Source organism: Pseudoalteromonas sp. T1lg10 (assembly GCF_002964545.1).
Taxonomy (GTDB): domain Bacteria; phylum Pseudomonadota; class Gammaproteobacteria; order Enterobacterales; family Alteromonadaceae; genus Pseudoalteromonas.
The window spans coordinates 158,076-182,264 of sequence record NZ_PQBV01000018.1 but is presented as its reverse complement, the minus strand read 5'-3'; the positions used below and the strand labels follow the sequence as shown (position 1 = coordinate 182,264).

The following is a 24,189-nucleotide window of genomic DNA, read 5'->3' as shown; positions in this document are numbered from 1 at the left end:
ACATTTCAACGAATCCGCATATTTGTCGGGCTAAAAGCCCGACCTACAACGACAAAGGGAGAGTGATGCTCTATTGCCGGGATTATCGACAATTGCTCCTGCTTTGCTCTACTACCGCCATCCATGGCGGCAAAGGCTGGTCTACAAAGCGTATTGTTTTGCTTTACTAAGCAGCTTTTTATGATCCAGCTTGCCACTTACGCAACGGTTGATATCCGATTTTTTAAACACCGCCATATGCTGGTTACGGGCCTGGCTAAACTGCACATTTACAAATTGTTCGTCGCTGATATCACGCATCCCGACACCATAATCACAGAGACTGCGGGCTACACTGGTGAGTGCTTTTTGCAATTGCTCCTGCTGCTCTTGTTGTTGCTTTTCCTTTTGCTTTAAACGTTTCACCTTTACTTCTTTGACCAGCATCTTGTTTTTGGCATCAAGCGTATCTTTTTCCTCGCGCAACTTGACGATTTCACGCTCTATTTTCTGCAATTGCTCGGTGAGGTCCTTATTGTCATCCTGAAGCTTGGATTGGATTCTCACTTCCCTTTGCTCGCGGTTAAGCTCGCGAAGACGATGCCGCAATTCCCTCTGCTGCTCAGCGCTGGCACGCATTTGCTCCGATTGCTCACGAATATCTTCCAACTCAATAATGATTTCCTTGGACTCTGTACCTACGACCTCACCATTTACAAATTCCATATGGCCATCATTCATGGTCACCGAATCTGCGGTGATCACGGCCTCAGGCGGCAGCGGCGGCAAGGGCATATCATCAAATTCGGTTACAAAGACAAAATGATTATCCAGACGAATTCGATACAGCACCCCCTGGTCGGCCAAATAGGTACTGGAAACCTGCACCGATTGACGCTCTAGATCCTGCTTTAACGCCGTGCTCAGAATATTTTCCACTATGCCAATTTGGCGCTGCACCTGGTCAAACTCACCGGCCTGCGCAACATTAGTAAAGGAAGCCACACCTAGCGCCACAGCGCTTGCTATAAAGTACTTTTTCATCATTGACTCTCTGTGTTGTAAGCCGTGCTATAAGGCGGCTGTTGTTCAATTTGTTCAGCAATATCATTGAGCTGCATGCGCAAATAAGCATTATCCTGGGCGCGCTGGGTATTGATGTAATCGACCAGAGTCGCCATCGCATCCTGGCGCTCACTGCGGGCGATATCCACAGTTTGTGTGGCTATATCCGCTAAGGCTTCCTTTTGCCACTGCGACTGTGCCACCAGGGCCTCGCTCAATTGCTGCATCTGCTGTTTTTGCTCGGCTAAGGTTTGCTCTTGCTGTTGAATTTGCGCCACCAGCTGCTGATTAGTGCCATACACCTGGTAACCGCCAAAGAGCATGGCAAAACTCATAATGCTTGCAGCTACCCAGGGAAAATACTGGCTTGAGGTCGGCGTTAATGGAAATAACCGCTCAGCTTGCCAGCTTTGAGGAACATCCTGGGCAGCAAACTGCTCAGTAGCCCCTTGCCAATATTCGGCCTGTTTAAGCATGGGGCCAAACACAGGATCGCCGCTCAACGCCGCCATTTCATCCGCACTCAACTGCTCGCCATCTAAGGCTCTGTCAAAAAGCGCTTCAAGATTATTTTGTTTGGCCATCATGAACCTCCAATTGCGGTTTTAATCGACCCAAAGCCGCATACAAACGTGTTTTAACCGTATTGGCCGATACCTCCAGCTGCTGCGCAATTTCTTCAAAGGTGCAGTGTTGGAAGAATTTCATCTCCACCACCACCCTTTGCTCAAAGGGTAACCTGGCAAGCTCGGCTAGCAGCCGCTGATTTTGTTGCGCCTGCATTAAGGGGCGCTCCATATGCAAGACATTACTGCTTGGCTCTGCCACCTCATCCAGGCTCTGATGCTGGCGGTGGCGGCGAAAATGCTCCGCCGACTTGTTATAGGCGATACGAAACAACCAGGTATACAACTGACTTTGGCCATTAAATTGACCCAAACCTTGATAGGCACTGATAAAGGTTTCCTGCATCACATCCAGGGCATCGTCCGGGTGCTGAAGCAACCTTAGACACTGGTTATACAGCCTTTTCTCATGGCGTTTCACCAGGGTCAGCCAGGCTTTATTGCTGCCGCTTTGTGCTTTTGTTATTAGCCGTTGTTCTGAGTTAAAAATCACGTAATTAAGCAATCAATTGATTGTGTTATTAGGTTAGTTGCAAGGCAGTGGGAAAAAGTTTGGAAAAATTAAATTTATTTATAAAAAAAGCGGCCTAAGCCGCTTTCAACAAGACATTTATTCACTGCCAACCGTGCAGCAGGTGCGAAGGAATTCGCCGACCTTTTCACTGAACAAACGGAAGTCGCCGATACGCCCCGTGGTTTTACGCCAAACTAAGCCGACATCACGATGGGCATCCGAGTCCGAGCTCACCGCCAGCAAGGGCTTGGAGTCTAAAATCCCGGCATTGAGCGCCATTTGCGGTAAGAAGGTAACGCCCAGCTTGTACTCCACCATGGAAAGCAGGGTATGTAGGTTACTGGCCTCAAAAGGGTTAATACAGCTAGCTCGCTCTAGGTTACAGGCACTCAGGGCATGCCCCGTCATACAGTGCTCTCGCTCAAGCAAGAAGACACTGTGCTCCGGTAGCAGGTTGTAATCGACCTCAGAGTCAATCTGGTAATCCTTATGATGCACCAGATAAAACTTATCTTTAGCGAGGATCTGGGTATGAAAACGGCTGGTTTCATAAGGTAAGGCCAGCAGGGCAATATCTATATGGCCATGCTCGAGTTTATCGAGCAACTTATCACTGGTGTCTTCTACCAGCACCAGATCCAGCTCTTTAAAGGTGGCCTTACAATAGCAATGCAGCGGCGCAGCCACAAAACTGGCAATAGTAGGAATAATGCCAATAGTGAGCGAGCCACTAAGTGGATGCAAGTGACTGCGAGTAAGCTCTTTAACACTCATGGTGTCGTCGATGATCTTCTTCGCCTTTTCCACCACCTCCTCGCCGATGGCGGTAAACATCAGGCTGCGATTTTCCCGCTCGATGAGCTGCACCCCAAGGTTTTCCTCAAGGTTCTGAATGGCGCTACTTAAGGTCGACTGACCTATATAACAGGCGCTGGCGGCGCGGCCGAAATGCTGATGCTGGTGTACGGCTAAGAGATACTGAAGCTGCTTAATACTGGGTAGGTTCGTCATATTTATGCCCATAAATAAAAAGACCCCAACACCTGGGGCGTTGAGATCTTTTCAAGCTAAAAGACTGTTTAGTCGTGGCAGGCGCTCAGCGCCTACGCTTTATACGCCAAATGCTGTTCGTAATACGTAGAAGATTACAATAGCAAGTGCGGCACCAACAGGCAACGTAATTACCCAAGAAACAACGATATTTCTTATTACGCCCATATTCAGCGCGGCAATACCTCGGGCCATACCTACACCCAATACCGCACCAACCAGGGTTTGCGTGGTAGAGATAGGCAGACCTGTACCTGAGGCGATAACAACGGTAGAAGCAGCGGCAAGCTCGGCAGCAAAACCACGGCTAGGCGTTAGGTGAGTGATACCTTCACCGATAGTTTTAATTACTTTCTTACCTAGTAGCGCAAGACCAACAACAATACCAATACCACCAAGAGGCAGAATCCACCAGGCCAGCGCCGCTTTCTTAGCGATTTCACCATTGTTTTCAACAATATTTACTACCGCAGCAAGTGGACCGATGGCGTTAGCTACATCGTTTGAGCCGTGGGCAAAGGCCATACAACAGGCGGTCAGAACCATTAATACCGCAAACACTTTTTCAACGTTGTTGAACTGCATTTTCTTGTCGGCTTTAGGGTCCATCTTCATACGTTGAATAACGATTTTACCGATAATGGCAATAACAACGGCGATACCGATAGAAAGCATATAACCTTCCACTGCACCCAAGTTAATGCCTATGTGCTTTAAGCCTTTTTTGATAGTCACAAGAGACATTACGAAACCGGCAAGACCCATATACATAGGCACGAAACGCTTGGCATTCTCAAGCGGCTTTTCGGTATCGAAAATCAGCTTTTGCGCGCTCATAAAGATAAGATAAGCGATAAAACCAGAGATCGCCGGGGTGACAATCCAGCTACCGACTATGCCTGCAACCTTAGTCCACTGAATCGCTTCACTACCCACGGCAACCAGGGCAAAACCTATGATGGCGCCAATGATTGAGTGAGTTGTTGAAACAGGCCAGCCCAGGAAAGAGGCAATTAATAACCAGCTACCCGCGGCAAAGAGCGCGGCAATCATACCCAGAACCATAAGTTCAGGGATATCAGCAAATGGGGCGGCATCAATAATACCTTTACGGATCGTTGATGTTACTTCACCGCCAGCCAAGTAGGCACCGGCAAATTCGAAAATCATCGCAATGACGATTGCTTGTTTGATCGTTAGGGCTTTAGAGCCCACAGAAGTACCCATGGCGTTGGCTACATCGTTTGCACCGATACCATAAGCCATGAAGAAACCTACCGCTGCGGCAACAAGCACTAACAGGGTACCGTAGGACGAAATAATATCCATCAGAAAAACCTTATTTTTTTAACTTTGTGTGATTTAACTCTGTACCTTTCACTGAGTTAAATCCGGGCAATGTTAACGGGCTAACAGCACTTCTAAACGAGCACCAACTCGTTCAGCGATATCTGCTAAATCACCCACCCATTCGATGATCTTGTATAAGAACATCACATCAACTGGGTTCATCGTGTCTTCGATGCGACGTAATTCATGACGCAATCTGATTTGCATGTCGTCCGTGTCTTGCTCAATGGCATCAAGCTCAACCAGCATTTTTTCCACCAGCACAACTTCGCGACCGCGAAAACCGGTTTCCAATAACTCGTCTAGCTCGTTAATTGCCTTTGATGCTTGTTTAGTTGCATCCACGCAGCGGGATAAATATTGCAAAAAGTCTTTTTGAATGGTCTCTGGGATTGTCATCTCACGACCAACAACACGACCGGCAATATCTTTTGCCTTATTAGCAATCTTATCCTGATGAGTGATCAGCTCAAGTAGGTCGGTACGCTCAACTGGAAGGAACAAACCACGAGGCAAGTTAAGACGGATTTCACGTTTTAACTCGTCCGCTTCACGTTCAAGTGAGCGAATTTTAAGGCGTAACTCTTCCGCTTCATGCCACTCTTTTTTAAACACATGTTCAAAAAATGGAATAAGCATGGCGCTGGCTTTGTGCACCTTTTTTATATGATCTTCGATTGGTTTAATAGGTGATTTTGCAAAAACCCCTAAAAACGCATTACTAGGCATAATTGACCCTTTGAATCTTAGTTTGCAATAAAATCGTCATAAATAAGTCACGGAAACGTCTTAGGATGGCTCCTATAATCGCTACCAGTGTCAATTTATTTTCGATTTGCATCTTTATGCTTCGGGCGTGATTTTACCTTATTAATCACCCGAACGCATGAATTTTCATGCTCAATTCATCAATGTTTTGCCAACTCCAAGACGGCGAAAAATATGAACATAAAAAAGGGCAAAAGTCCTTTTGCCCTTACATCTTGCTACCGGTTAGATGGTCTTCGCAATCATATCCTGTGATACGTGGCGAATATCTTTACCCTTAACAAAGTAGATTACGTACTCAGAAATATTCTGACAACGATCACCAATGCGCTCCAGTGAACGTACCGACCAGATCAGCTCCATTACACGCGGAATTGAACGCGGATCTTCCATCATGTAGGTCATGATCTGACGCGTCAGGGCTTCGTATTCACGGTCGACCTTTTCATCGGCCTTGTGCACTTCAAACGCTTTTTGTGCATCCATACGGGCAAAAGCATCAAGCACATCGTGCAGCATTTTTGACACCAGGCGACCCATGTTTTCCATGTTCGCCAGCAAGCCCTGCTGATCCTTGGTGAAAGAATCCAAGGCTACTTTGGCGATACGCTCGGCTTCATCGCCGATACGCTCTAGATCGGCAATGGTTTTGGCGATGGCAACAACCAGGCGTAAATCGCTCGCCGCCGGCTGACGCTTGGCGATGATGCGCGTGCACTCTTCATCTATGTTCACTTCCATGGCGTTAACACGGTAATCGTTTTCTTTTACCTTCTTCGCCAGTTCGCCGTCGCCTTTGGCTACGGCGTCTAAGGCACTGTTTAGTTGCTGCTCAACCAAACCACCCATGCTTAGTACATGATTGCGCACATTTTCCAGCTCTTCGTTAAATTTACCGGAGATATGCTTATTAATATTGTGTTCCATAATGGCCTTCTTAATTCTTACCTAATAATGATAGCAAGCATTGCTACGCCCATCACAGCTTAACCGTAACGACCAGTGATATAGTCTTCGGTTTTCTTTTTACTTGGCGTGGTGAACAAGGTATTGGTATCTGCATACTCAATTAGCTCACCCATATACATAAATGCGGTTTGGTCTGACACACGGGCTGCCTGTTGCATGTTGTGTGTAACTATTACCACAGTGTATTTATCTTTTAGATCGCTGATCAGCTCTTCGATAACCAAGGTTGAAATTGGGTCAAGTGCCGAGGTCGGCTCATCCAGAAGCAAAACTTCAGGTTCAATCGCGATTGAACGGGCAATCACCAGACGCTGCTGCTGACCACCTGACAGACCAAAGGCACTGTCGTGCAGTCGGTCTTTAACTTCATCCCACAAGGCCGCACCGCGCAGGGATTTTTCCACCACTTCATCAAGCTTACGCTTGTCTTTAATGCCCTGTAGGCGCAGGCCATAAACCACGTTCTCATAAATCGACTTAGGGAAGGGGTTAGGACGCTGGAACACCATGCCGACGTTACGGCGCAGGGCCGCAACATCGACACGCTTGTCGTAAATATTTTCGCCGTGCAGCAGGATTTGACCTTCGATACGACAGGTATCAACCAGATCATTCATGCGGTTAATACAACGCAATAGCGTCGACTTACCACAGCCAGATGGACCGATAAATGCGGTTACCTGACCTTTGGGGATATCCATGCTGACATTTGCCAGTGCTTGCTTCTCGCCGTAGTAAAGATCGAGGTTTTTAATCTGTAACGCTGTTTGCTCTGGGGTCAGATTGGTTAGATCCAACTTGTGCGTGTTTGCTGCGTTTACTTCGGTTGCAACTGTAATCATAACGTTTTTACCTATCTCAATTCTTTACATTAGTTGTCTAGCGCGCGGAACTTCTCACGCAAATGGTTACGAATACCAATTGCCGTGATGTTCAGAGCAATAATCACTGTGACCAGCAGGAATGCAGTTGCATAGACCAGTGGGCGCGCAGCTTCTACGTTCGGGCTTTGGAAGCCTACATCATAAATATGGAAACCCAAGTGCATAAATTTACGATCTAAGTGCACATAAGGGAAGTTACCATCCAGTGGCAGAGTTGGTGCCATTTTCACTACACCCACCAGCATCAGAGGTGCAACCTCACCGGCCGCACGGGCCACCGCTAGGATCAGACCCGTCATAATGGCCGGGCTGGCCATAGGCACCACGATGCGCCACAGGGTTTCAGCCTTGGTGGCACCCAGAGCCAATGAGCCCTGACGCACCTGACTTGGAATACGTGATAAACCTTCTTCGGTTGATACGATAACCACAGGCAGAGTCAAAATAGCCAGTGTCAATGCCGACCAGATCACACCAGGAGTACCAAATACCGGGCTTGGCGACGCTTCCGGGTAGAACAATTGGTCGATGCTGCCACCGAGCATGTAAACGAAGAAACCAAGACCGAATACACCGTATACAATCGAAGGTACACCGGCCAGGTTGATTACCGCGATACGGATCATCTTGGTTACCGCATTCTTCGCCGCATATTCGTGCAGGTAAATGGCTGCAACCACACCAAATGGAGTCACAATCACTGCCATTAGCATAACCATAAATACGGTACCGAAGATGGCTGGGAATACCCCGCCCTCAGTGTTCGCTTCGCGAGGGTCGTCAGAAATAAACTTGCCCAACTGGCCGAAGTAATGACCCACCTTGGCGAAGAAGCCCATGTCGTTCGGCAACCAGAAATCCAGCACCTGATACAGTGGCAGGGTTACCAGCTCACCGCGCATGTCTTTTACTACAACCTGATCGCGCTTGGCGTCATCACGCAGTTGGAAAAGTGTTTTTTCCAGCTCTTTATACTGTTCACGCAAGGCCTTACGTTGGGCTTCAAGCTCAGCGGCACGCTCGTGAGTCAACTCGTTATCAAGCTCATAGCCACGCTCTTTTAAACGCAGGCGCTCAAGCTCGTAGTTAATATGGCCAATGTCGCCATTTTGCAGGTCCAGTGCCTGTTCATTCAGGTCTACCGCACGCTCTACCAGCTCTTCCAGTTTTTCTTCCAGGTCGCCTTGAACCGGCTGACCGTTTTCGATCACCTGTTCGATATAACCATAGAAGTTACCGTTTTTAGAACGTTCGAACACGGCCAGGTTATGGGGCGTCGATTGGCTTTGGATGTCGGTTTCCAAAATCCAACGGAAATCCAACTCCACATATTCACGGTTACCGGTTTTGATCAGGTAACGGGTTAGTTCTTCCCCCTGGAAGTCACCCAAGTCTACGCCCGCTTGGCGTACGCGGCTGGCCGGCACAACTTCGTGGTCATAGATTTCACCTATTACCGTGTGCTGCTCTACCGAGCCCTGAATATGAAACTCGTGTACCGGTGAGGCCCAGAAGAAGCCCAGACCACGCCATGCGATCAAGGCCAGCAGGCCGATTACCGAAATCAAACTGATGCTTACCGCACCACCGGTCATCCAAATCCAAGGAGAACCAGACTTAAACCACTGTCTTATCATGTCGTTTCTCCTCTAATTACAGTGAGCTGTACTTTTCACGCAGGCGCTGACGAACAAACTCAGCAAGCGTGTTAAAGACAAAGGTGAAAATAAACAGCACAAAGGCGGCAAGGAAAAGAATACGGTAGTGCGAACTACCTACTTCTGACTCCGGCATTTCTACCGCTATGTTGGCCGCCAGAGTACGCATACCTTGGAAAATGCTCCAATCCATAATTGGCGTGTTACCTGTCGCCATCAGTACGATCATAGTTTCACCCACGGCGCGACCTAGGCCCATCATAATAGCCGAGAAGATACCCGGGCTGGCGGTAAGTAATACTACGCGCACCAGGGTTTGCCATTGGGTGGCGCCCAGCGCCAGAGAGCCGTTCGACAGGTGCTTAGGCACGCTGAATACCGCATCTTCGGCAATCGAGAAAATAGTCGGAATAACCGCAAAGCCCATGGCGATACCCACAACCAAAGAGTTACGTTGGTCGAAGGTCATGCCTAACTCGTTGGTGATGTACTGACGCACGTTGCCACCAAAGAACCAGGCTTCGAGGTTACCGCTCATGGCAAATGACAACCAGCCGATAAACAACACCACAGGAATAAGAATAATCGAGTGTGCGCCCTCTGGAATACGGTGACGAATATGCTCCGGCAGCTTAGTCCATGCCAAAGCAGTAGCTAAGATACCTATAGGCAACAGTACCAAGAGAGCGACAATGGCCGGGAGGTTTTCCTCAATTAACGGCGCCAACCAGAGACCGGCCAAGAAACCTAAGATAACCGTTGGTAAGGCTTCCATAATTTCAACCGTTGGCTTAACCACCTTACGGAGCTCGCTCGACATAAAGTAGGCGGTGTAAATGGCCGCAGACAGAGCGATAGGCACGGCAAACAGCATGGCGTACATGGCCGCTTTTAAGGTACCGAATGAAATAGGCACCAAAGAGAATTTAGATTCAAAGTCATCACTGGCCGACGTTGACTGCCAGATGTAATCCGGCTCAGGGTAGCCTTCATACCAAACTTCTTGCCATAAACCAGACCAGGTTACTTCTGGGTGCTCGTTTTCAATTTCCAGCACGCTCACCTTGTTGTCGGCAAGAATTAACGCAGCATTAGCACGCGGAGCAACGGCAAAGTTCTTAATGGCTCCTTCGGCCACCTTGCCCTGCCATAGCTTGGCTTCACTGGTGGTGTAATACAGGCCTAGCTCACCGTTGGCACCGGTAGTAAAGAAGGTGCGACGGTAGAATTCAGAGTAAATATTAATGGCTTTTTGCTTTGAGGTTTCAAAGGCACGAATTTTCTTAAATTCCTTCCCCTCATCTGTATTCACCTCAAACCACTGCGACACTTCACCATTGTCATTGGCCAACATTAGCGAGTTGGCGCCGGCAAGTAGTTGCGCAGAAACAATATTGGCGTTTTCTTCATTCGCCGCCAAAATCTGTGTCAGTTGCACATCATCGGCATAACGGCTGTCGAAGATATAAATCTGGTTGGCCGAGCGCACAAAAACGCGACTGCCATCGGGAGAGATCAACAGCTCATCAATACGACCGTCGATATCCAGCTCGGTTTGCTCCGCAACCCATTCGGTTTCGCCAGTCATAAAGTTTTCTTCACCCACATAGGCGCTAAATACCACGCGCTTATCGGCGGTCAAAGCAACCACAACAAGCTTGCCTTCAGTTTGAGCAAAGGCGAAGCGCTTTATGGCGGCGCCCTGCTGGTCAACCGTTAACGGCTCACTGCCTAAGGGGTAATTAAGGACAGGCGTCATCTTACGCTGGTTGTTAGGGAAGGTAACCTGAAAGCTGGGCTTTACGATAACCACTTCACCGCTATCCAAACCATAGGCGTACAAGCCCTGGTGCGGCGCGCTGGTTGCAAAGCTGGACACTGCCGCCGGCAACTCTGCCGTCAGTTCGGTGATCTGCTTACCGAAATCAGTCCCCTGGATATTATAGAAATCAACGGCACCACTGCGCTTAAGCAAGTAAGCGACCTCGGTTTGCTCTTCAAGGCCTAGACCTACTACTTCTTGCTGGTCTACGGTGAAATGTGCGCGCTCTTGAACTTCAGCCGATTCAAAAATTGGCTGTACTACATAGAGGAGATAGAAAAATATCAGCAACAGCGCCACGAGTACCATTACCCCACCTGAGGTAATACTAAACTGAGCTATTTTGTCTTTAAACAGACGGCTTCTATCCGTGCTAAATGACAGGTTTTGCGGATTGGAAGTCATCAACTTACCCTTAGATCTTGACGATGTGCGGATTATATTTCATCAAAATGACAGTTTTGTTACATGGCTCTAAAACTGCTACGAAAAGCTGAATTTTAATCTTCTTAGCCGAGCAGACCCGGGAGTTAAAATCCTCACTGCAACAATTGGACAAACTTAAAAAAGGGGTCAATACTTGCTGATGAAAGATTTGAATAAATATTCAAACCTATTTAAAACCTTATAATTAACATTGCCTTAACGAATTCTCTGGGGTTTATATATGCTCCCTTAAACGGGCTTTTCACTCACAATAATAAAGAGACAGTAACCTATGCAGCAGTTAGTATTAACCGTAATCGGCCAAGACCGCCCCGGCCTCTTAGAAGACCTTGCTTCCGTTATTCTTAGTCACCATGGTAACTGGTTAGCCAGTAACCTTTCCCATCTTGCCGGTAAGTTTGCCGGTATCGTTCAGGTCGAAGTGGCCGAAGAGCACCTGCGCGAGTTACAAGATTCCCTCAATAGCATTGCGCATTTGGAAATTCGCGTCGAATCCGGCGACCTCACCAACGCCGCAACTGCCGAGTTAATTAACCTGGTGATCACCGGCAATGATCGCCCGGGTATAGTACAAGAGCTGGCAACCGTGATCCGTCATAAGGGGGCCAATATCACCCATCTGACATCAAAGCGACAAAGCGCACCTAACTGGGGCGTGCCTATTTTCAGCGCCATGGCGACCGTGTCCTTACCTGCGGGAATGAGTCGAGACGTGGTTATTGAAGCGCTAGAATCCATTACCTCGGATGTGATCGTCGATATCGAAGATTAGCGGCAAAAACTTACGACCGAAATAGGCAAGGCTACGGCCTCTGTCATATTTCGGTCATGTTTCTGCAATAAATTAGCGCACTTAGCCAGCCCTTTATTCTGAGTGTGTTATGAACATGGAACAAGTCGACCTGCACGTCACCAGCTATTATCCCAAAGAGCTGAGTTGGTTATCGTTTAACGAGCGGGTATTGCAAGAAGCGAGAGATACAACTAACCCCATTATCGAGCGTATTCGCTTTTTAGGTATTTTCTCCAATAATCTCGATGAATTTTTCCAGGTGCGGGTTGCCGATGTAAAGCGCCGAATTCTTCTTAACAAGCTGCCAGACGCCAATTTTGACGAAGATGAGGCCTTAATGCAGCAAATTCAGGACAAGGTCTTAACCCTAGGTCATGATTTCAATGTCGCCTATGATGATATTCTTAAGACCCTGACCGAACACAATATCCATGTAAAACGCCCAGAGCAGCTCAGCCCCTTTCATCAGCAATGGCTGGGTGGTTTCTTTAAGGCCGAGGTACTTGAACACCTGTCACCTATTTTGGTGGACGAAAACAAGAATTACTCGGGCCATATCAACGACACCATGACCTATTTGTTCGTGGAAATGCAGGATGACAAAAATCACTACGCCCTGCTGGAGGTGCCGACCAATCGCCTGCCGCGCTTTGTGGTGCTGCCGGCAGAAAGAACCCGGCGCCAAAAGACCATAGTGCTGCTCGATGATATTATTCTTTATTTTCTTAAAGACGTATTCGGCAACTTTTTCGCCTTCGACTCCATTCGTGGCTACGCCATTAAACTGACCCGAGATGCCGAATACAATCTCGATGATGAAATCGAAGAAGGCGTATTGGACAAGATGTCCAAGGGCTTAAAACAGCGCCTGCGCTCCGAGCCGGTGCGTCTGGTATACGACCATACTATGCCCAGCGAAATGCACAAGGTGCTGCGTAAACGCTTAGGTATCAACCGCTTTGATGCCCTGATCCCAGGTGGCCGATACCGTAATTTCCGCGATTTTTTGGCCTTTCCCAATGTAGGTCGTCGCTATTTAGAAAACAGCCCGCTGCCGAGCCTGCGCTCTCATGCCTTTGAGCGCTTTAGCAGCGTGTTCGATGCCATCAGCCATGAAGACATCTTGCTCTATTACCCCTATCACACCTTTAATCACTTTTTAAACTATGTGCGCCAGGCCTCCTTCGACCCGGATGTGGTGCATATCAAGGTCAATATTTATCGTGTTGCCAGCCAGTCGCGCTTAATTGGCGCCCTGGTCAATGCCGCCAAAAATGGTAAAAAGGTGACCGTCATGGTGGAGCTCAAGGCCAGGTTTGATGAGCAGAACAATATTGAATGGGCCAAATCCCTGGACGAGGCTGGCATCAAGGTTATCTTCGGTATCCCTTCTTTGAAGGTGCATTCCAAACTTTGCGTGATCCACCGTAAAGAGCAGGGGCAAATCGTTTCCTATGCCCATATAGGCACGGGTAACTTCCACGAGAAAACAGCGAAAATCTATACCGACTTTAGCCTGTTCACCAAAGATCCTGCCATTTGTGAGGAATGCGACAACGTCTTTAAGTTTATCGAGCACAGCTACAAGCCATTTAACTTTGAACACCTTATGGTGTCGCCGGTCAATGCCCGCGAGCGTATCAACAGTTTGATTGAAGAGCAGTGCCAGCTTAAGCGTAACGGCAGCATTCTTATCAAGATCAACAACCTGGTAGATAAGGAACTGATCGACAAGCTGTATCTGGCTTCGCAGCAAGGGGTGAAGATACGCCTGATTATTCGCGGTATGTGCTCCCTGGTGCCAGGCATTAAGGGATTAAGCGAGAATATCAAGGTTATCAGCATAGTGGATCGCTTTTTAGAGCACCCGCGAGTCATGGTGTTCGGTAAATATGAACAAAGTAAGGTCTATATTTCCTCCGCCGACTGGATGACCCGTAACCTGGATCATCGCGTCGAAGTCGGGGTCCCCATCTACAGCCCGGCCCTGCAGCAGGTGATCATAGATATTCTTGAACTGCAATGGCGCGACCGCAGCAAAGCTCGTATTATTGACGCACAACAACAAAATCACTATGTGCGTCGCGGTAATAAAAAGAAAATCCGCTCGCAGATAGCCATACATGATTACCTGAAGAAATGGGAAAGCAGCCGTGCAAACCAATGAGCCCACTACCTACGCCGCAGTTGACTTAGGATCGAACAGTTTTCACCTGCTGCTAGCACGTGAAGTCGATGGCCGCTTCGAGGTACTGCATAAGGAAAAACAACGGGTCTATCTGGCCGCGGGGCTGGATCACCGCTACTGCCTCAGCGATGAAGCCATAGACAGGGCGGTTGCTGTACTCAAGCAATTTGCCCTTACCCTGGCGGACTTTCCCGCCGCCAACGTTAAGGTGGTCGCCACCTATACTCTGCGCCGGGCCCGTAACGTTAAACGCTTTATGCAAAGAGCGCGAGCGATTTTCCCCTTTCATATCGAGGTAATTTCCGGTCAGGAAGAAGCGCGACTTATTTACCAGGGCGTGGCTCATCATATGCATCATGAAGGCCGCCGTTTAGTGATAGATATAGGCGGTGGCAGCACCGAGCTGGTGATCGGCGAGCATCATCAGCATTTGGCGCTCAGCAGTCGAAATATGGGCTGTGTCAGTTATTCGCAGCAGTTTTTCGGCGATGGCCGGATCACCAAAAAGCGTTTTCAGCGCGCCATTTTACGCGCCGAGCAGGAGCTGGAGTCAATCACCACCAGTTATGGTCAACTAGGTTGGCAGCATGTGCTGGCCACCTCGGGCACCGCCAAGGTGTTGACCGCCGTTTGCCATCAGGGTGATCTGAACCAGGAGCTGACCCTGGACGATTTATTACAGCTAATGAACAGCAGCTGCGCCGCTGGCCACTTCGATAATCTGCCCTATAGCGAGCTGGTGCCCGAGCGCCGTGGCACCTTTTGCGGAGGTTTAGCCATTATGATTGCGGTAATGCGCTCGCTGAATATAGAAAAGCTCAGTTATTGCGATTACTCGCTGCGTGAAGGCCTGCTGCATGAGCTTCATGACAAACTCACGGACAAGGATATCCGCGTTACCACCATCACCAACTTAAGTGCCCGTTATGTGATAGATACCGAGCACGCCGCCAATGTATGCGCTTCCCTGCAATGGCTTTTTCCTCATGTTGCCAAGCCGTGGCAATTAAGCGAAGAGGATTTGGCCGTTCTTAACTGGGCCGCACAACTGCATGAGGTGGGCTTGAGCATCAATTCCTCCGCACTGCATAAGCACAGCGCTTATATTATTGCCCACAGCCAGTTGCCCGGCTTTACTCAGGAGCAGCAACAACTGCTGGCGACCTTAACCCGTTTCTCGCGCAAGAAAATCAAGCTCAGAGAAATGCCCGACTTTATTCATTTGCCGCAGGCCACACTCTATCGGCTGATCGTCCTGTTTCGTTTGGCTGTCTTGCTTAACCGCAAGCGCCAGGCGCAGAGTAAACCTCAGTTTGCCATCACTGTGGATGGCCATTCATTGAACGTGGAATTTAAGGGAAAGTGGCTTAAGGAGCACACCTTGTTCGCCGCCGATCTGGAAGCGGAACAAAGGCAATGGCAGAAACTGGGCCTAAAACTTCAGGTGTTCTAGGCCCTATTCCATAGTTGGCACTGTCGATGTAACACAATACTGGTGATTATGGACACCAGGCAATAGCCGAGAAACAGCCAAAAGCCCTGGTGTAACTGCGCCTGCATTATGACTAATTGACCAAAGTGGCCATCGGCATTACCACCCAGATAGGTGATGATCAGCGCCAGCACAAACACATCAGCCATACTCCATTTACTCAGCATAGCAGTGACCCTTTGCAAACGCCCCTGCACTCGTCCAAGTCGGCTCCCACCTCTCGGCCCAGGTCCAAGCAGCAAAACAACAAATTGCAATGTGGATTTAAACAGGGGCACCACCACGGAAAACATAGCTACCAGCACGGCCACCAAAACATTGTCATGCTGGTACAACTCCATCACAGTCCCCCAGATGCTGCGCGTCTTGCCATAGGCTTCAATATGCCCTTCGAGTCGATCCAGACCGAGCATTTGCGACAAGGTCTGGAGCATATACCGGCTTTGGCTGTCCCCCTCCTCGGTAATGGCTTCAACGGCACTGCTTGCCAATTCAGACTTGGCAATTTTTGCTTCTATAGTCAGTGCCGGCTCGGTAACGGCAAAGGCCAGCAACACCAGAGAAAAAATAAGCAGTAGACTAATAAAAAAACGACGCACGGCATTCCTCCAACAGAGCCAAAAATGCACTTGCCATGGCCAAGCCAGATCGCAAGAGCTTGTTATTATGACTCTTTCTGTGGTGCAAAAAAGCATTTTTGTACATTTATGTACACGAATTAATTAGGGACTGCCTCCCCTAAAGGTTTACTGTAAAGGCAACAGTTCCTAAAACAATACCTTTTGTATGGGTATATTGGTTATAATTGGGCTTTACTCTACTCTATTAAGTACTGATTTTTATGAGCATAGAACAAACGTTACGCGATCGTAGCAACAACCAATGTGAATTATGTGCCAGCAGCGACCACCTAAGCGTGTACGCCGTACCACCGGAAGGTGAAGCCCATTCCGACAAATCCATCCTGGTATGTGGTTTTTGTGCCGAGCAATTACAAAACCAAGATCAGTTAAGCGACACCCATTGGCACTGCCTTAACGACAGCATGTGGAGCCAGGTACCTGCGGTACAAGTTGTGGCGTGGCGCCTACTGAATAAATTAAGTGCCGAGCACAGCTGGGCCGGCGATATGCTGGATATGCTATACCTAGATGAGCAAACCCAACAGTGGGCCGAAGCCGCCATTGCTGAAGACGAAGATGTGGTGCATCTTGATTCCAACGGTGTGCGTCTGGCCGCCGGTGATACCGTCACCCTGATCAAAGATCTAGATGTAAAAGGCAGCAGCCTGGTTGCCAAACGTGGCACAGCGGTACGCAATATCGGCCTGACCTCGAACCCTGAGCATATCGAAGGGCGCGTGGAAGGTCAGCGAATCGTTATTCTGACTAAATTTGTAAAGAAATAGCGACCGCCGTTTAACCGCGAGGGTCGCAGTATAAGTCCATGTATTAAGGTGTAATTAATACATATTTACTTAAAATACTGGCAGTATTAAAGGAGTTAATAATATGAGCAAAAAGATTACTTTTTCGGCCCTAGCCCTTACCAGCGTATTATTGGGTGCCTGTAGCAATACCCCGGAGCAAGGCGCACAAACCGCCGCCGAGCAACAAATGAAAACCATGCAGGTGCAGGTTCTTTACAAAGACCGCAGCATGCTACCGCCTGGCTCGCAGTTAACCGTTACCCTTTCCGATGTCTCAAAAATGGATGTGGCCGCCGAAGTCATTGCCAGCGAAACCGTTACTTTAGATGGTGCGCCGCCTTATGATCTAGCCTTGACCTATGCCGCCGATGCGGTAAAAGAGCGTATGCGTTACAGCGTCAGCGCCAAAATAACCCATAATGGTGAGCTGCGTTATATCACCACGCAAAATAACGACCCCTTCGGTACCACGCAGACACAAAGCCCGATTAAGGTGATGATGGAGCGCGTTGCCAAGCCGAATGAAAACCTGGTTAATACCTACTGGAAAGCGATGAAAATCGGCACTGAGCAAGTAGTTGTTCAACAGCGTGAACCACAAATCACCCTGCACCAGGACGGTCGTGTCAGCGGCTTCTTGGGTTGTAACCAGGTTATGGGTCAATACGTGACAGCTCAGCACTTTGGCTTACGCTTTAAGTCGTTAGCCAGCACCAGAAAAATGTGTATGGAGCAAATGGATCAAGAGCAAGCATTCAGCAAGGTGCTAGCCGATACCTTCTCATACCGCATTAATGGCGACACCTTAACCTTGAAAAATGAGCAAGGCGATGCCTTGGCTAGCTTTAAGGCCGTACACCTGCCATAAGGCTTTTTATTGCGGCGTCTTGGCGCCGCATTCTCCTTTATTTTTTCAGCTCTTCCCTTGCCCCTTTATCCCTAGAAAACGCCGCTTTTGTTCCCATTACAAAAACAACAGCATGGTAAATTTGCCACGAACAGGATATTCTAATCCTTTATAATTATCCGTAACTTACGGTAAGAGGCCATATAGCGTGCTGACAGCCTTAGAAAAATCGCTCAAAGTCCTGGTGCTTATCCTACTTGTTATCGTCTTTTTTGGTCTGGTCCTGACCCCCAGCTATCAGGTGCAGCGCAGTGTCGATATCACAAGTTCATCGGCGCAAATTACCCCCTGGTTACAGGATTTAAACAACTGGCCAAAATGGCTGGCGGTGCAACAAATCGAAGATCGCGCCCGGCTGCAGGTACATGGCAGAACTCAGGGCGTGGGTGCGCATATCAACTGGCTAGGTGACAGCTCCCGTGGTGAACTGAGCATTACCCACAGCAGTGCAGAGCAATTAGAATTTCAGGTGCTGGTAAATGACGAATACCTTTCCCGTGGCACTATCAGCATCCAAGGCTATGCCCAGGCAGTAGGGTAACCTGGCAACAGCGGGGAGAAATCACCATCCCGGTACTTGGTCCTTATCTGGCTTGGCTTGCCGAGCATCAACTGCAAAATACCATCACCCACAGTCTGAATAACTTAAGAACCCTATCCGAGCTGCCCCAGCCAGAGCACGATAAGGATAGTGAGCAGCCCAGCGACCCCTAGCCTGCTTTTGGAAAGACACAAAAAAAGCGCCAAAAGGCGCTTTTTTGCTGCGCAGATCTGCGCTTAGAAGTGCACCTGCAAACCTGCGAACGGTCCAGATACATCGATATCCGTATTGATATCGTCAATATCATCAAGCTCGATCAGCATGCTGCGGTAACCGCCGCGAATAGCCACATCAACCGCTAAGTTATCGATCACTTCCCACTCAACACCAACCTGGTAGTCATGTACCGAGCTGTCATCAAGAGCGAACATACTGCCTTCAGCAAACACGCTAAGACCTGTGAACGGCAGGCCAATCTGAGCACGGCCATAGGCTAGTGGTACAAAGCCAGAGAAGTCGGTACGCACCATGGCCCCTGTGCTGGCGTTTTCACCACTCATGGTATCAATGATGTAAAAATCACCATCGAACTGCTTAGCACTTAGACCCAAGTCGATCGACAGGGTATCGTTATCGAAAATTTCGTAGTACAACACATAGTCGATATGAGTAAGATCGGTTTCGGTATACAGGTTCGTGCCGGCGCCAAAGTTAACGTCCTGGAACTCAAAACCGTCAACTAGGGTGGTGTCGCCGGTTACGTCCATTTCCGTGTAACGTAATTTTACGTTAGGGATAAGCGGTACTGGGTGCTCTAGGGCTACGTAGTAGCTGGTTAAGGTTTCATCTTCAAACGCGAAATCCTGCTGGGCATTGCCTTTACTACCAAAGCTGCCTTCTGGCTCTGCCTGCCAGCCTTCGGCACCTACGTATAAACCCAGTAACGTATCGGCCTGGGCTACTGGCGCCATGCTTGCTAACGATACCGCTGCCGCTAGAACGTACTTTTTCATTTTATCCCCTATTATCCTTGTGCGAGTAACTCGCTTAGTTCAATCAGTGCCGCATTGGCACGCGAAATATAATTAGCCATCACCAAAGAGTGATTGGCCACAAAACCAAAACCACTGCCGTTTAAGACCATTGGACTCCATACCGGCTCCTGCGTAGCTTCAAGCTCGCGGATGATCTGCTGCACACTCACCCTGGCATTTTTCTTCTCTAATACATCGGCAAAGTCATACTCAATGGCATTTAGAAAATGCAGTAACGCCCAGGTGGCGCCACGGGCTTCGTAAAAGGTGTCGTCAATTTTCCACCAGGAAGTACGCACCATTTGCTCATGAGGCGCATAGGTGGCCTGATGGGCTTCGCGATCGCCGGCTAAATCCGTGTTTAAGCGCTCCTGACCGACACTGGCACTGAGGCGCTGACTTAAGCTACCTAGGCGCTTTTCTGCTTCTTTAACCCAGGCGCGCAGGTTATCGGCACGGGCGTAAAACTGACTTTGGCGATCACCGCTGTCGGCAATTTGCGAGCGGTATTCAATCAGCAGCTCTATGCCTTTTTGATACTCACCCTCGGCACTTGGCCACATCCAGGCGGTATTGCTGATGTTAAATTGCGGCTGAGCTTTTTTCAGCGAAGGATGCTCGGTTGACTGAGATTGCGAACGGCTAAAGTCTTTACGCATGGATAGGGCCATATCACGGGCCATTTCCAATGCGCCGTATTCCCAGGCCGGCATATTGTCCATCATAACGCTCGGCGGCATCATGTCATTGCTGAGGTAGCCACCTGGTTTATCGAGTAAGGTTTGAGTCACAGTGATCAGCGCCGAGGTGGTCACATATCCTGTCACCAGTTGCTCGTTACGTTCACTGGCCTGCTGCTTGGCATTTTCGAGCACATCAAAGCGGTCTGGCTCTATGCTCCAATACACGGCAATTAAATAAAATAACAATAATACAGCGGCGATGGCCGCTGCGATCTTTCCTTTATGCTGTGACATATCAACTCCTAGTTGTGGTGGTGCTGGTGCTCACTGCCGCTGTCGCGCTTTTGCTCTTTCTCTATCAAGCTGAAAACACGCGCCTGGCCATTTACACGTTCGCCATCGGCGAAGATCAATGTCATTTTCAGAGTCTGATCGACGCTAAGGGCCTGCTGTGGCGAAAATAACATTAAGTGTAGCCCACCCGGTTGCAACACTATGCGGCTATTTGCGCCGATAGTGAGGCTGTCCAACTTGCGCATTTTCATCATGCCATCGCTGTGTTCATGGGTATGAATTTCCACGCGCCCCAGCGACTCTAGTTCAACGGCTTTAAGGGTGCGCTCACGCTCGGAATTATTTTCCAAGGTAAAATAGCCCACCGAGCTGCTGGCCGCCGGCAAAAACTGGCGAACCTTAGCCTCGCTGATCATTAGCCCATCCTGGGCGTAGCTAAAGGTACAAGCACAGAGGGCCGTTGCCGCAAGCAAGGCCCGATTGAAAATACGCAACATAATGCTTCCTTGAATTTATCCCTTGAAGGTACCCTAATATAACTTAATGACAACTGAGTGTCTTTAGTAAAATCAGCGACCTAACCCCCACTGGGGTGGGATTAAACCAGGATCTGCTCCTCAAAGAGCAGGTGGCAAACTAGGTAAAGCGCCGCCATGATAATGGGGGCATTGAGAAAGACGATGATCACCGCCAAACGAACCAGCCAGATTGGCAGATGGTGATGTTTCGCAAAACCGGCACATACGCCGGAGATTTTCTTATTCAGGGCATCGCGATAATAAGTGCTGCTTGATTTAGCCATGCTGTACTCCTAATTAGTGGAACTACTGCATGGCTCTCAAGTTATATGCCAAAACATAAGATGTTGAATTGAAAGGATTATAAAATCCATTCGGCTAATTTTAATTAGCCGGACAGACTAATTTGTAGTGTATTTGCCTACTTCTAGCTGACAAAGCCCAATGCCTGTACCAGGGTTTGCGCCGTGGCTTCACTTTTATGGCCGTTCTCGGAAAGGTGGCGACGATAACCGCGCGCTCCCGGCATCCCTTGGAAAAGCCCCAGCATATGACGCGCGACATGCCAAAAGCGGGCGCCCTGGCGCATTTCATCGTCAATATAATCCAACATTTGCTCGGCCACCTGATGGCGGGTCAAGGTGCAGCCCGGCAGGCCATAAAGCTCGGCATCCACCTGCGCCAGCAAATAAGGATTGCTGTATGCTTCACGGCCTATCATCACACCATCAACATGCTCTAAATGATGCTGACACTCGGCAAGGGTTTTGATGCCGCCGTTAATGCTGATATGCAGATGCGGATAGTCTTTTTTCAACTGGTACACACGAGGATAATCAAGCGGCGGGATTTCACGGTTTTCCTTCGGGCTCAAGCCCTGCAACCAGGCCTTACGGGCATGGATAATAAAATCATCACAGCCGATTTTATGGTTGGCATCGATCAACGCCAAAAGGAACTCATAGCTGTCTTGCTCATCGATACCAATACGGGTTTTTACCGTAACCGGGATATCGGTCACCGCCTTCATCGCCGCAATGCCCTCGGCCACCAGCTCCGGCTGGGCCATCAAACAGGCGCCAAAGCGACCATTTTGCACCCTATCGGAAGGACAACCCACGTTTAAGTTAATTTCCGCATAACCGCGCTCTGCCGCCAGCTTAGCGCAATGGGCCAACTCCTCGGGGTTTGAACCACCAAGCTGCAAGGCCACAGGTTGCTCATGCTGGTTAAAATGCAGGTAATCGCCCTTGCCATGAATAATGGCACCGGTAGTGATCATCTCAGTGTAAAGCACCGCCTCTTTGCTCATCAGGCGATGAAAGGTACGGCAATGACGGTCGGTCCAATCCAGCATAGGGGCAACGCTAAAACGGCGGAAAGTGTCTTGCTGCCAAGTGGGAGTCGGAGTATGAGTGATAGTATCTGTCATGGCTGATTACCTAAAAAACGCCTGCGGTCGTGCAGTACTAGTGTGCAGTAAGGGCGCGAATTATACGCAACTAACGCGTAAATTTCACGCCATCCAGCAATCCTCTTGCTAGAGAGCAAAATAATCTTTAATGCCGCCGAGGATATTGGCCACCGCCACCGAGCTTAAGATCAAACCCATAACCCGGGAAATAATACTGGCGCCACTGTCACCGATAAAGTTATGCACATAACGGGCAAGCAGCAAGAGCACGAGCACCAAAACCAGCACGCCCAGCATCACAGCAGAAGTGATCGCCTGCTCGACCCAGGTAAACTCGGCATTACGGGTCATCAGTACCGCGCCCAGCATGGCCCCGGGGCTGGCAATGGAAGGAATGGCCAAGGGGAAAATCGCAGTTTCGGTGGAGTCACGCATGCTCTTGATCTCGGACTCAGGCTTCCCCTCACCGAAGATCATGGTCAAAGCAAATAACAACAGAACGATACCGCCGGCAATTTGAAACGCGGCTAAGGGAATACGAATAGCGTTTAACAGCAGCTCGCCAACCACCACAAAGAATAATAACACCAGGGCTGAAACGGCGACGGCCTTATAGGCTACCTTGCGTTTAAAGGCGGCATCTTCGCCTCGGGTGACGGCGATAAACACCGGAATGGTGCCAACCGGGTCGATAACCGCAAAAAAGAAGATAAATGTGGCGATTAACTCGTTCACGCTAACTCCCAGTTATGAAAACAAAATTATACCGTTGGCGACAATTCAGAGATAGTAATTTTTCGCGACCATAGTATGCTATTAGGGGTGCGAGAAGATCAAAAAGGTAACCTATGAACGTTGATGCGCTGGTCAATAAAGCGAAAAGAATGTGTGATAGCAAGGGTGCGCGCTTCACACCCATTAGAGAAAAGGTTTTTCGCTTACTGGCGAGCACCGAAAGCGGTGTAGGTGCCTACGACTTACTTGAGCAGCTTAAGGTTACCGAAAGCAGCGCCAAACCGGCCACCATTTATCGCGCCCTCGATTTTCTGGCGGAGCAAGGCTTTATTCATAAAATCGAAAGCACCAATGCCTTTATGCTGTGCCATCATTTTGAGTCCATCCACCCGGTGCAATTGCTGATCTGTGATCAGTGCGGTCATGTGGCCGAGCTGCACTCCAGCGTGCTTTCCCATGAGCTAAGCGCTCTTGCCCTTGAGCATGGCTTTAGTGTCAGCGCCCAAACCATAGAGGCCCATGGCATTTGCAAGAACTGCCAATCTTAAGCGCCACAGCAGTACGTCAAAATGAGCCGTGATACCTTATGAGCTGGCAACAACATCAAGTCACCCTAAGCGCCAAAACGCGTGGTTTTCATCTTATCGATGATGAACTGGAGCGACTTTTGCCACAAATCGGCCAATATCAGGTCGGCTTAGTACACCTGTTACTGCTGCACACCTCCGCCAGTTTAACCATTAATGAAAACGCCGATCCCACGGTGCGTCAGGATATGGAAGCCCACTTCAACTGGGCCGCCCCCGAGCGCCAGCCCTTCTATCGCCACACCTATGAAGGGGATGACGATATGCCGGCCCATATCAAGGCCAGCACCTTGGGCTGCGAGCTGACCTTGCCTATTCGCGACGGGCATCTGGTGCTAGGCACCTGGCAGGGCATTTATCTGGGTGAGCACAGAGATATGGGTGGCAAGCGACGCATTTTGGCGACCTTTCAGGGTCAACTGTACCCCTAATAAAAACACCA

The 24,189-nt window shown here is 49.1% G+C and carries 25 protein-coding genes; 8 read left to right on the top strand and 17 right to left on the bottom strand.

The annotated features are described in order from the left end of the window. Positions 1–141: 141 nt before the first annotated feature. From C2M17_RS07105 to C2M17_RS07060, 10 genes are all read right to left on the bottom strand, one after another. Positions 142–1,026, bottom strand: coding sequence for a hypothetical protein (locus C2M17_RS07105; RefSeq protein WP_233997930.1), 885 nt, complete (start codon positions 1,024–1,026; stop codon positions 142–144). Continuing rightward, positions 1,023–1,631, bottom strand: a complete 609-nt coding sequence (locus C2M17_RS07100; protein WP_158683992.1) for a hypothetical protein — start codon at positions 1,629–1,631, stop codon at positions 1,023–1,025. Before C2M17_RS07100 ends, C2M17_RS07105 begins: the two co-directional genes overlap by 4 nt. After that, positions 1,612–2,163, bottom strand: coding sequence for an RNA polymerase sigma factor (locus tag C2M17_RS07095; RefSeq protein WP_105200300.1), 552 nt, complete (start codon positions 2,161–2,163; stop codon positions 1,612–1,614). The genes C2M17_RS07100 and C2M17_RS07095 overlap by 20 nt, the downstream gene beginning before the upstream one ends. 117 nt (positions 2,164–2,280) lie before the next feature. Then, positions 2,281–3,195: a hydrogen peroxide-inducible genes activator gene (locus C2M17_RS07090; protein WP_105200299.1), complete on the bottom strand. Its 915-nt coding sequence runs from the start codon at positions 3,193–3,195 to the stop codon at positions 2,281–2,283. Between the two features lie 99 nt (positions 3,196–3,294). Beyond that, positions 3,295–4,563, bottom strand: a complete 1,269-nt coding sequence (locus tag C2M17_RS07085; protein ID WP_105200136.1) for an inorganic phosphate transporter — start codon at positions 4,561–4,563, stop codon at positions 3,295–3,297. A gap of 72 nt (positions 4,564–4,635) precedes the next feature. Then, complete coding sequence (locus tag C2M17_RS07080; RefSeq protein WP_105200135.1) at positions 4,636–5,313, bottom strand: TIGR00153 family protein; 678 nt, start codon at positions 5,311–5,313, stop codon at positions 4,636–4,638. A gap of 264 nt (positions 5,314–5,577) precedes the next feature. Next, the gene (phoU, locus tag C2M17_RS07075) at positions 5,578–6,279 is read right to left on the bottom strand and encodes a phosphate signaling complex protein PhoU (RefSeq protein WP_105200134.1); all 702 of its coding nucleotides are present in this window, start codon (positions 6,277–6,279) and stop codon (positions 5,578–5,580) included. Between the two features lie 59 nt (positions 6,280–6,338). Further along, on the bottom strand, positions 6,339–7,163 hold the full coding sequence (gene pstB, locus C2M17_RS07070; RefSeq protein WP_105200133.1) for a phosphate ABC transporter ATP-binding protein PstB: 825 nt from the start codon (positions 7,161–7,163) through the stop codon (positions 6,339–6,341). Positions 7,164–7,192: 29 nt separating this feature from the next. After that, the gene (gene pstA, locus C2M17_RS07065; RefSeq protein WP_105200132.1) at positions 7,193–8,842 is read right to left on the bottom strand and encodes a phosphate ABC transporter permease PstA; all 1,650 of its coding nucleotides are present in this window, start codon (positions 8,840–8,842) and stop codon (positions 7,193–7,195) included. Positions 8,843–8,858: 16 nt separating this feature from the next. Then, complete coding sequence (locus C2M17_RS07060; RefSeq protein ID WP_105200131.1) at positions 8,859–11,090, bottom strand: ABC transporter permease subunit; 2,232 nt, start codon at positions 11,088–11,090, stop codon at positions 8,859–8,861. Positions 11,091–11,403: 313 nt separating this feature from the next. Between C2M17_RS07060 and C2M17_RS07055 the strand changes: the two genes are divergently transcribed. From C2M17_RS07055 to C2M17_RS07045, 3 genes are all read left to right on the top strand, one after another. Then, positions 11,404–11,904, top strand: coding sequence for a glycine cleavage system protein R (locus C2M17_RS07055; protein ID WP_105200130.1), 501 nt, complete (start codon positions 11,404–11,406; stop codon positions 11,902–11,904). A gap of 109 nt (positions 11,905–12,013) precedes the next feature. Continuing rightward, on the top strand, positions 12,014–14,092 hold the full coding sequence (gene ppk1, locus C2M17_RS07050; protein WP_105200129.1) for a polyphosphate kinase 1: 2,079 nt from the start codon (positions 12,014–12,016) through the stop codon (positions 14,090–14,092). Further along, positions 14,079–15,566, top strand: a complete 1,488-nt coding sequence (locus tag C2M17_RS07045) for a Ppx/GppA phosphatase family protein (RefSeq protein WP_233997929.1) — start codon at positions 14,079–14,081, stop codon at positions 15,564–15,566. Before ppk1 ends, C2M17_RS07045 begins: the two co-directional genes overlap by 14 nt. On the opposite strand, the gene C2M17_RS07040 is transcribed toward C2M17_RS07045, so the two are convergent. After that, complete coding sequence (locus C2M17_RS07040) at positions 15,563–16,204, bottom strand: paraquat-inducible protein A (RefSeq protein WP_233997928.1); 642 nt, start codon at positions 16,202–16,204, stop codon at positions 15,563–15,565. The two genes, C2M17_RS07045 and C2M17_RS07040, sit on opposite strands and share 4 nt — an antisense overlap. 242 nt (positions 16,205–16,446) lie before the next feature. Between C2M17_RS07040 and C2M17_RS07035 the strand changes: the two genes are divergently transcribed. The 3 genes from C2M17_RS07035 to C2M17_RS07025 all read left to right on the top strand — a co-directional run bounded on the left by C2M17_RS07035 (position 16,447) and on the right by C2M17_RS07025 (position 18,482). Beyond that, complete coding sequence (locus C2M17_RS07035) at positions 16,447–17,013, top strand: PhnA domain-containing protein (protein ID WP_105200127.1); 567 nt, start codon at positions 16,447–16,449, stop codon at positions 17,011–17,013. 103 nt (positions 17,014–17,116) lie between these two features. After that, a complete protein-coding gene (locus C2M17_RS07030; protein WP_105200126.1) occupies positions 17,117–17,902 on the top strand; it encodes an META domain-containing protein in 786 nt (261 codons plus the stop codon). 187 nt (positions 17,903–18,089) lie between these two features. Then, positions 18,090–18,482: a hypothetical protein gene (locus C2M17_RS07025; protein ID WP_105200125.1), complete on the top strand. Its 393-nt coding sequence runs from the start codon at positions 18,090–18,092 to the stop codon at positions 18,480–18,482. A gap of 236 nt (positions 18,483–18,718) precedes the next feature. Here the strand turns inward: C2M17_RS07025 and C2M17_RS07020 are convergent, their stop codons facing one another. The 6 genes from C2M17_RS07020 to C2M17_RS06995 all read right to left on the bottom strand — a co-directional run bounded on the left by C2M17_RS07020 (position 18,719) and on the right by C2M17_RS06995 (position 23,160). Beyond that, positions 18,719–19,495 carry a TIGR04219 family outer membrane beta-barrel protein gene (locus C2M17_RS07020; protein WP_105200124.1) on the bottom strand — a complete coding sequence of 259 codons (777 nt, stop codon included), beginning with the start codon at positions 19,493–19,495 and terminating at the stop codon, positions 18,719–18,721. A gap of 11 nt (positions 19,496–19,506) precedes the next feature. Continuing rightward, positions 19,507–20,493, bottom strand: coding sequence for a DUF2333 family protein (locus C2M17_RS07015; RefSeq protein WP_105200123.1), 987 nt, complete (start codon positions 20,491–20,493; stop codon positions 19,507–19,509). A gap of 8 nt (positions 20,494–20,501) precedes the next feature. Then, a complete protein-coding gene (locus tag C2M17_RS07010) occupies positions 20,502–20,990 on the bottom strand; it encodes a copper chaperone PCu(A)C (RefSeq protein WP_105200122.1) in 489 nt (162 codons plus the stop codon). Positions 20,991–21,091: 101 nt separating this feature from the next. After that, positions 21,092–21,295, bottom strand: coding sequence for a PspC domain-containing protein (locus C2M17_RS07005; RefSeq protein WP_105200121.1), 204 nt, complete (start codon positions 21,293–21,295; stop codon positions 21,092–21,094). Positions 21,296–21,438: 143 nt separating this feature from the next. Beyond that, positions 21,439–22,443, bottom strand: coding sequence for a tRNA dihydrouridine(20/20a) synthase DusA (gene dusA, locus C2M17_RS07000; RefSeq protein WP_105200120.1), 1,005 nt, complete (start codon positions 22,441–22,443; stop codon positions 21,439–21,441). 108 nt (positions 22,444–22,551) lie between these two features. Next, entirely contained in the window at positions 22,552–23,160 is a 609-nt protein-coding gene (locus tag C2M17_RS06995; protein ID WP_105200119.1) for a MarC family protein, read from the bottom strand. Positions 23,161–23,273: 113 nt separating this feature from the next. On the opposite strand from C2M17_RS06995, the gene C2M17_RS06990 reads away from it, so the two are divergent. Continuing rightward, positions 23,274–23,708 (top strand): transcriptional repressor, encoded by a 435-nt coding sequence (locus C2M17_RS06990; RefSeq protein ID WP_105200118.1) that lies wholly within the window; start codon positions 23,274–23,276, stop codon positions 23,706–23,708. Between the two features lie 38 nt (positions 23,709–23,746). Further along, positions 23,747–24,178, top strand: a complete 432-nt coding sequence (locus tag C2M17_RS06985; protein WP_105200117.1) for a secondary thiamine-phosphate synthase enzyme YjbQ — start codon at positions 23,747–23,749, stop codon at positions 24,176–24,178. The last annotated feature ends 11 nt before the right edge of the window (positions 24,179–24,189 follow it).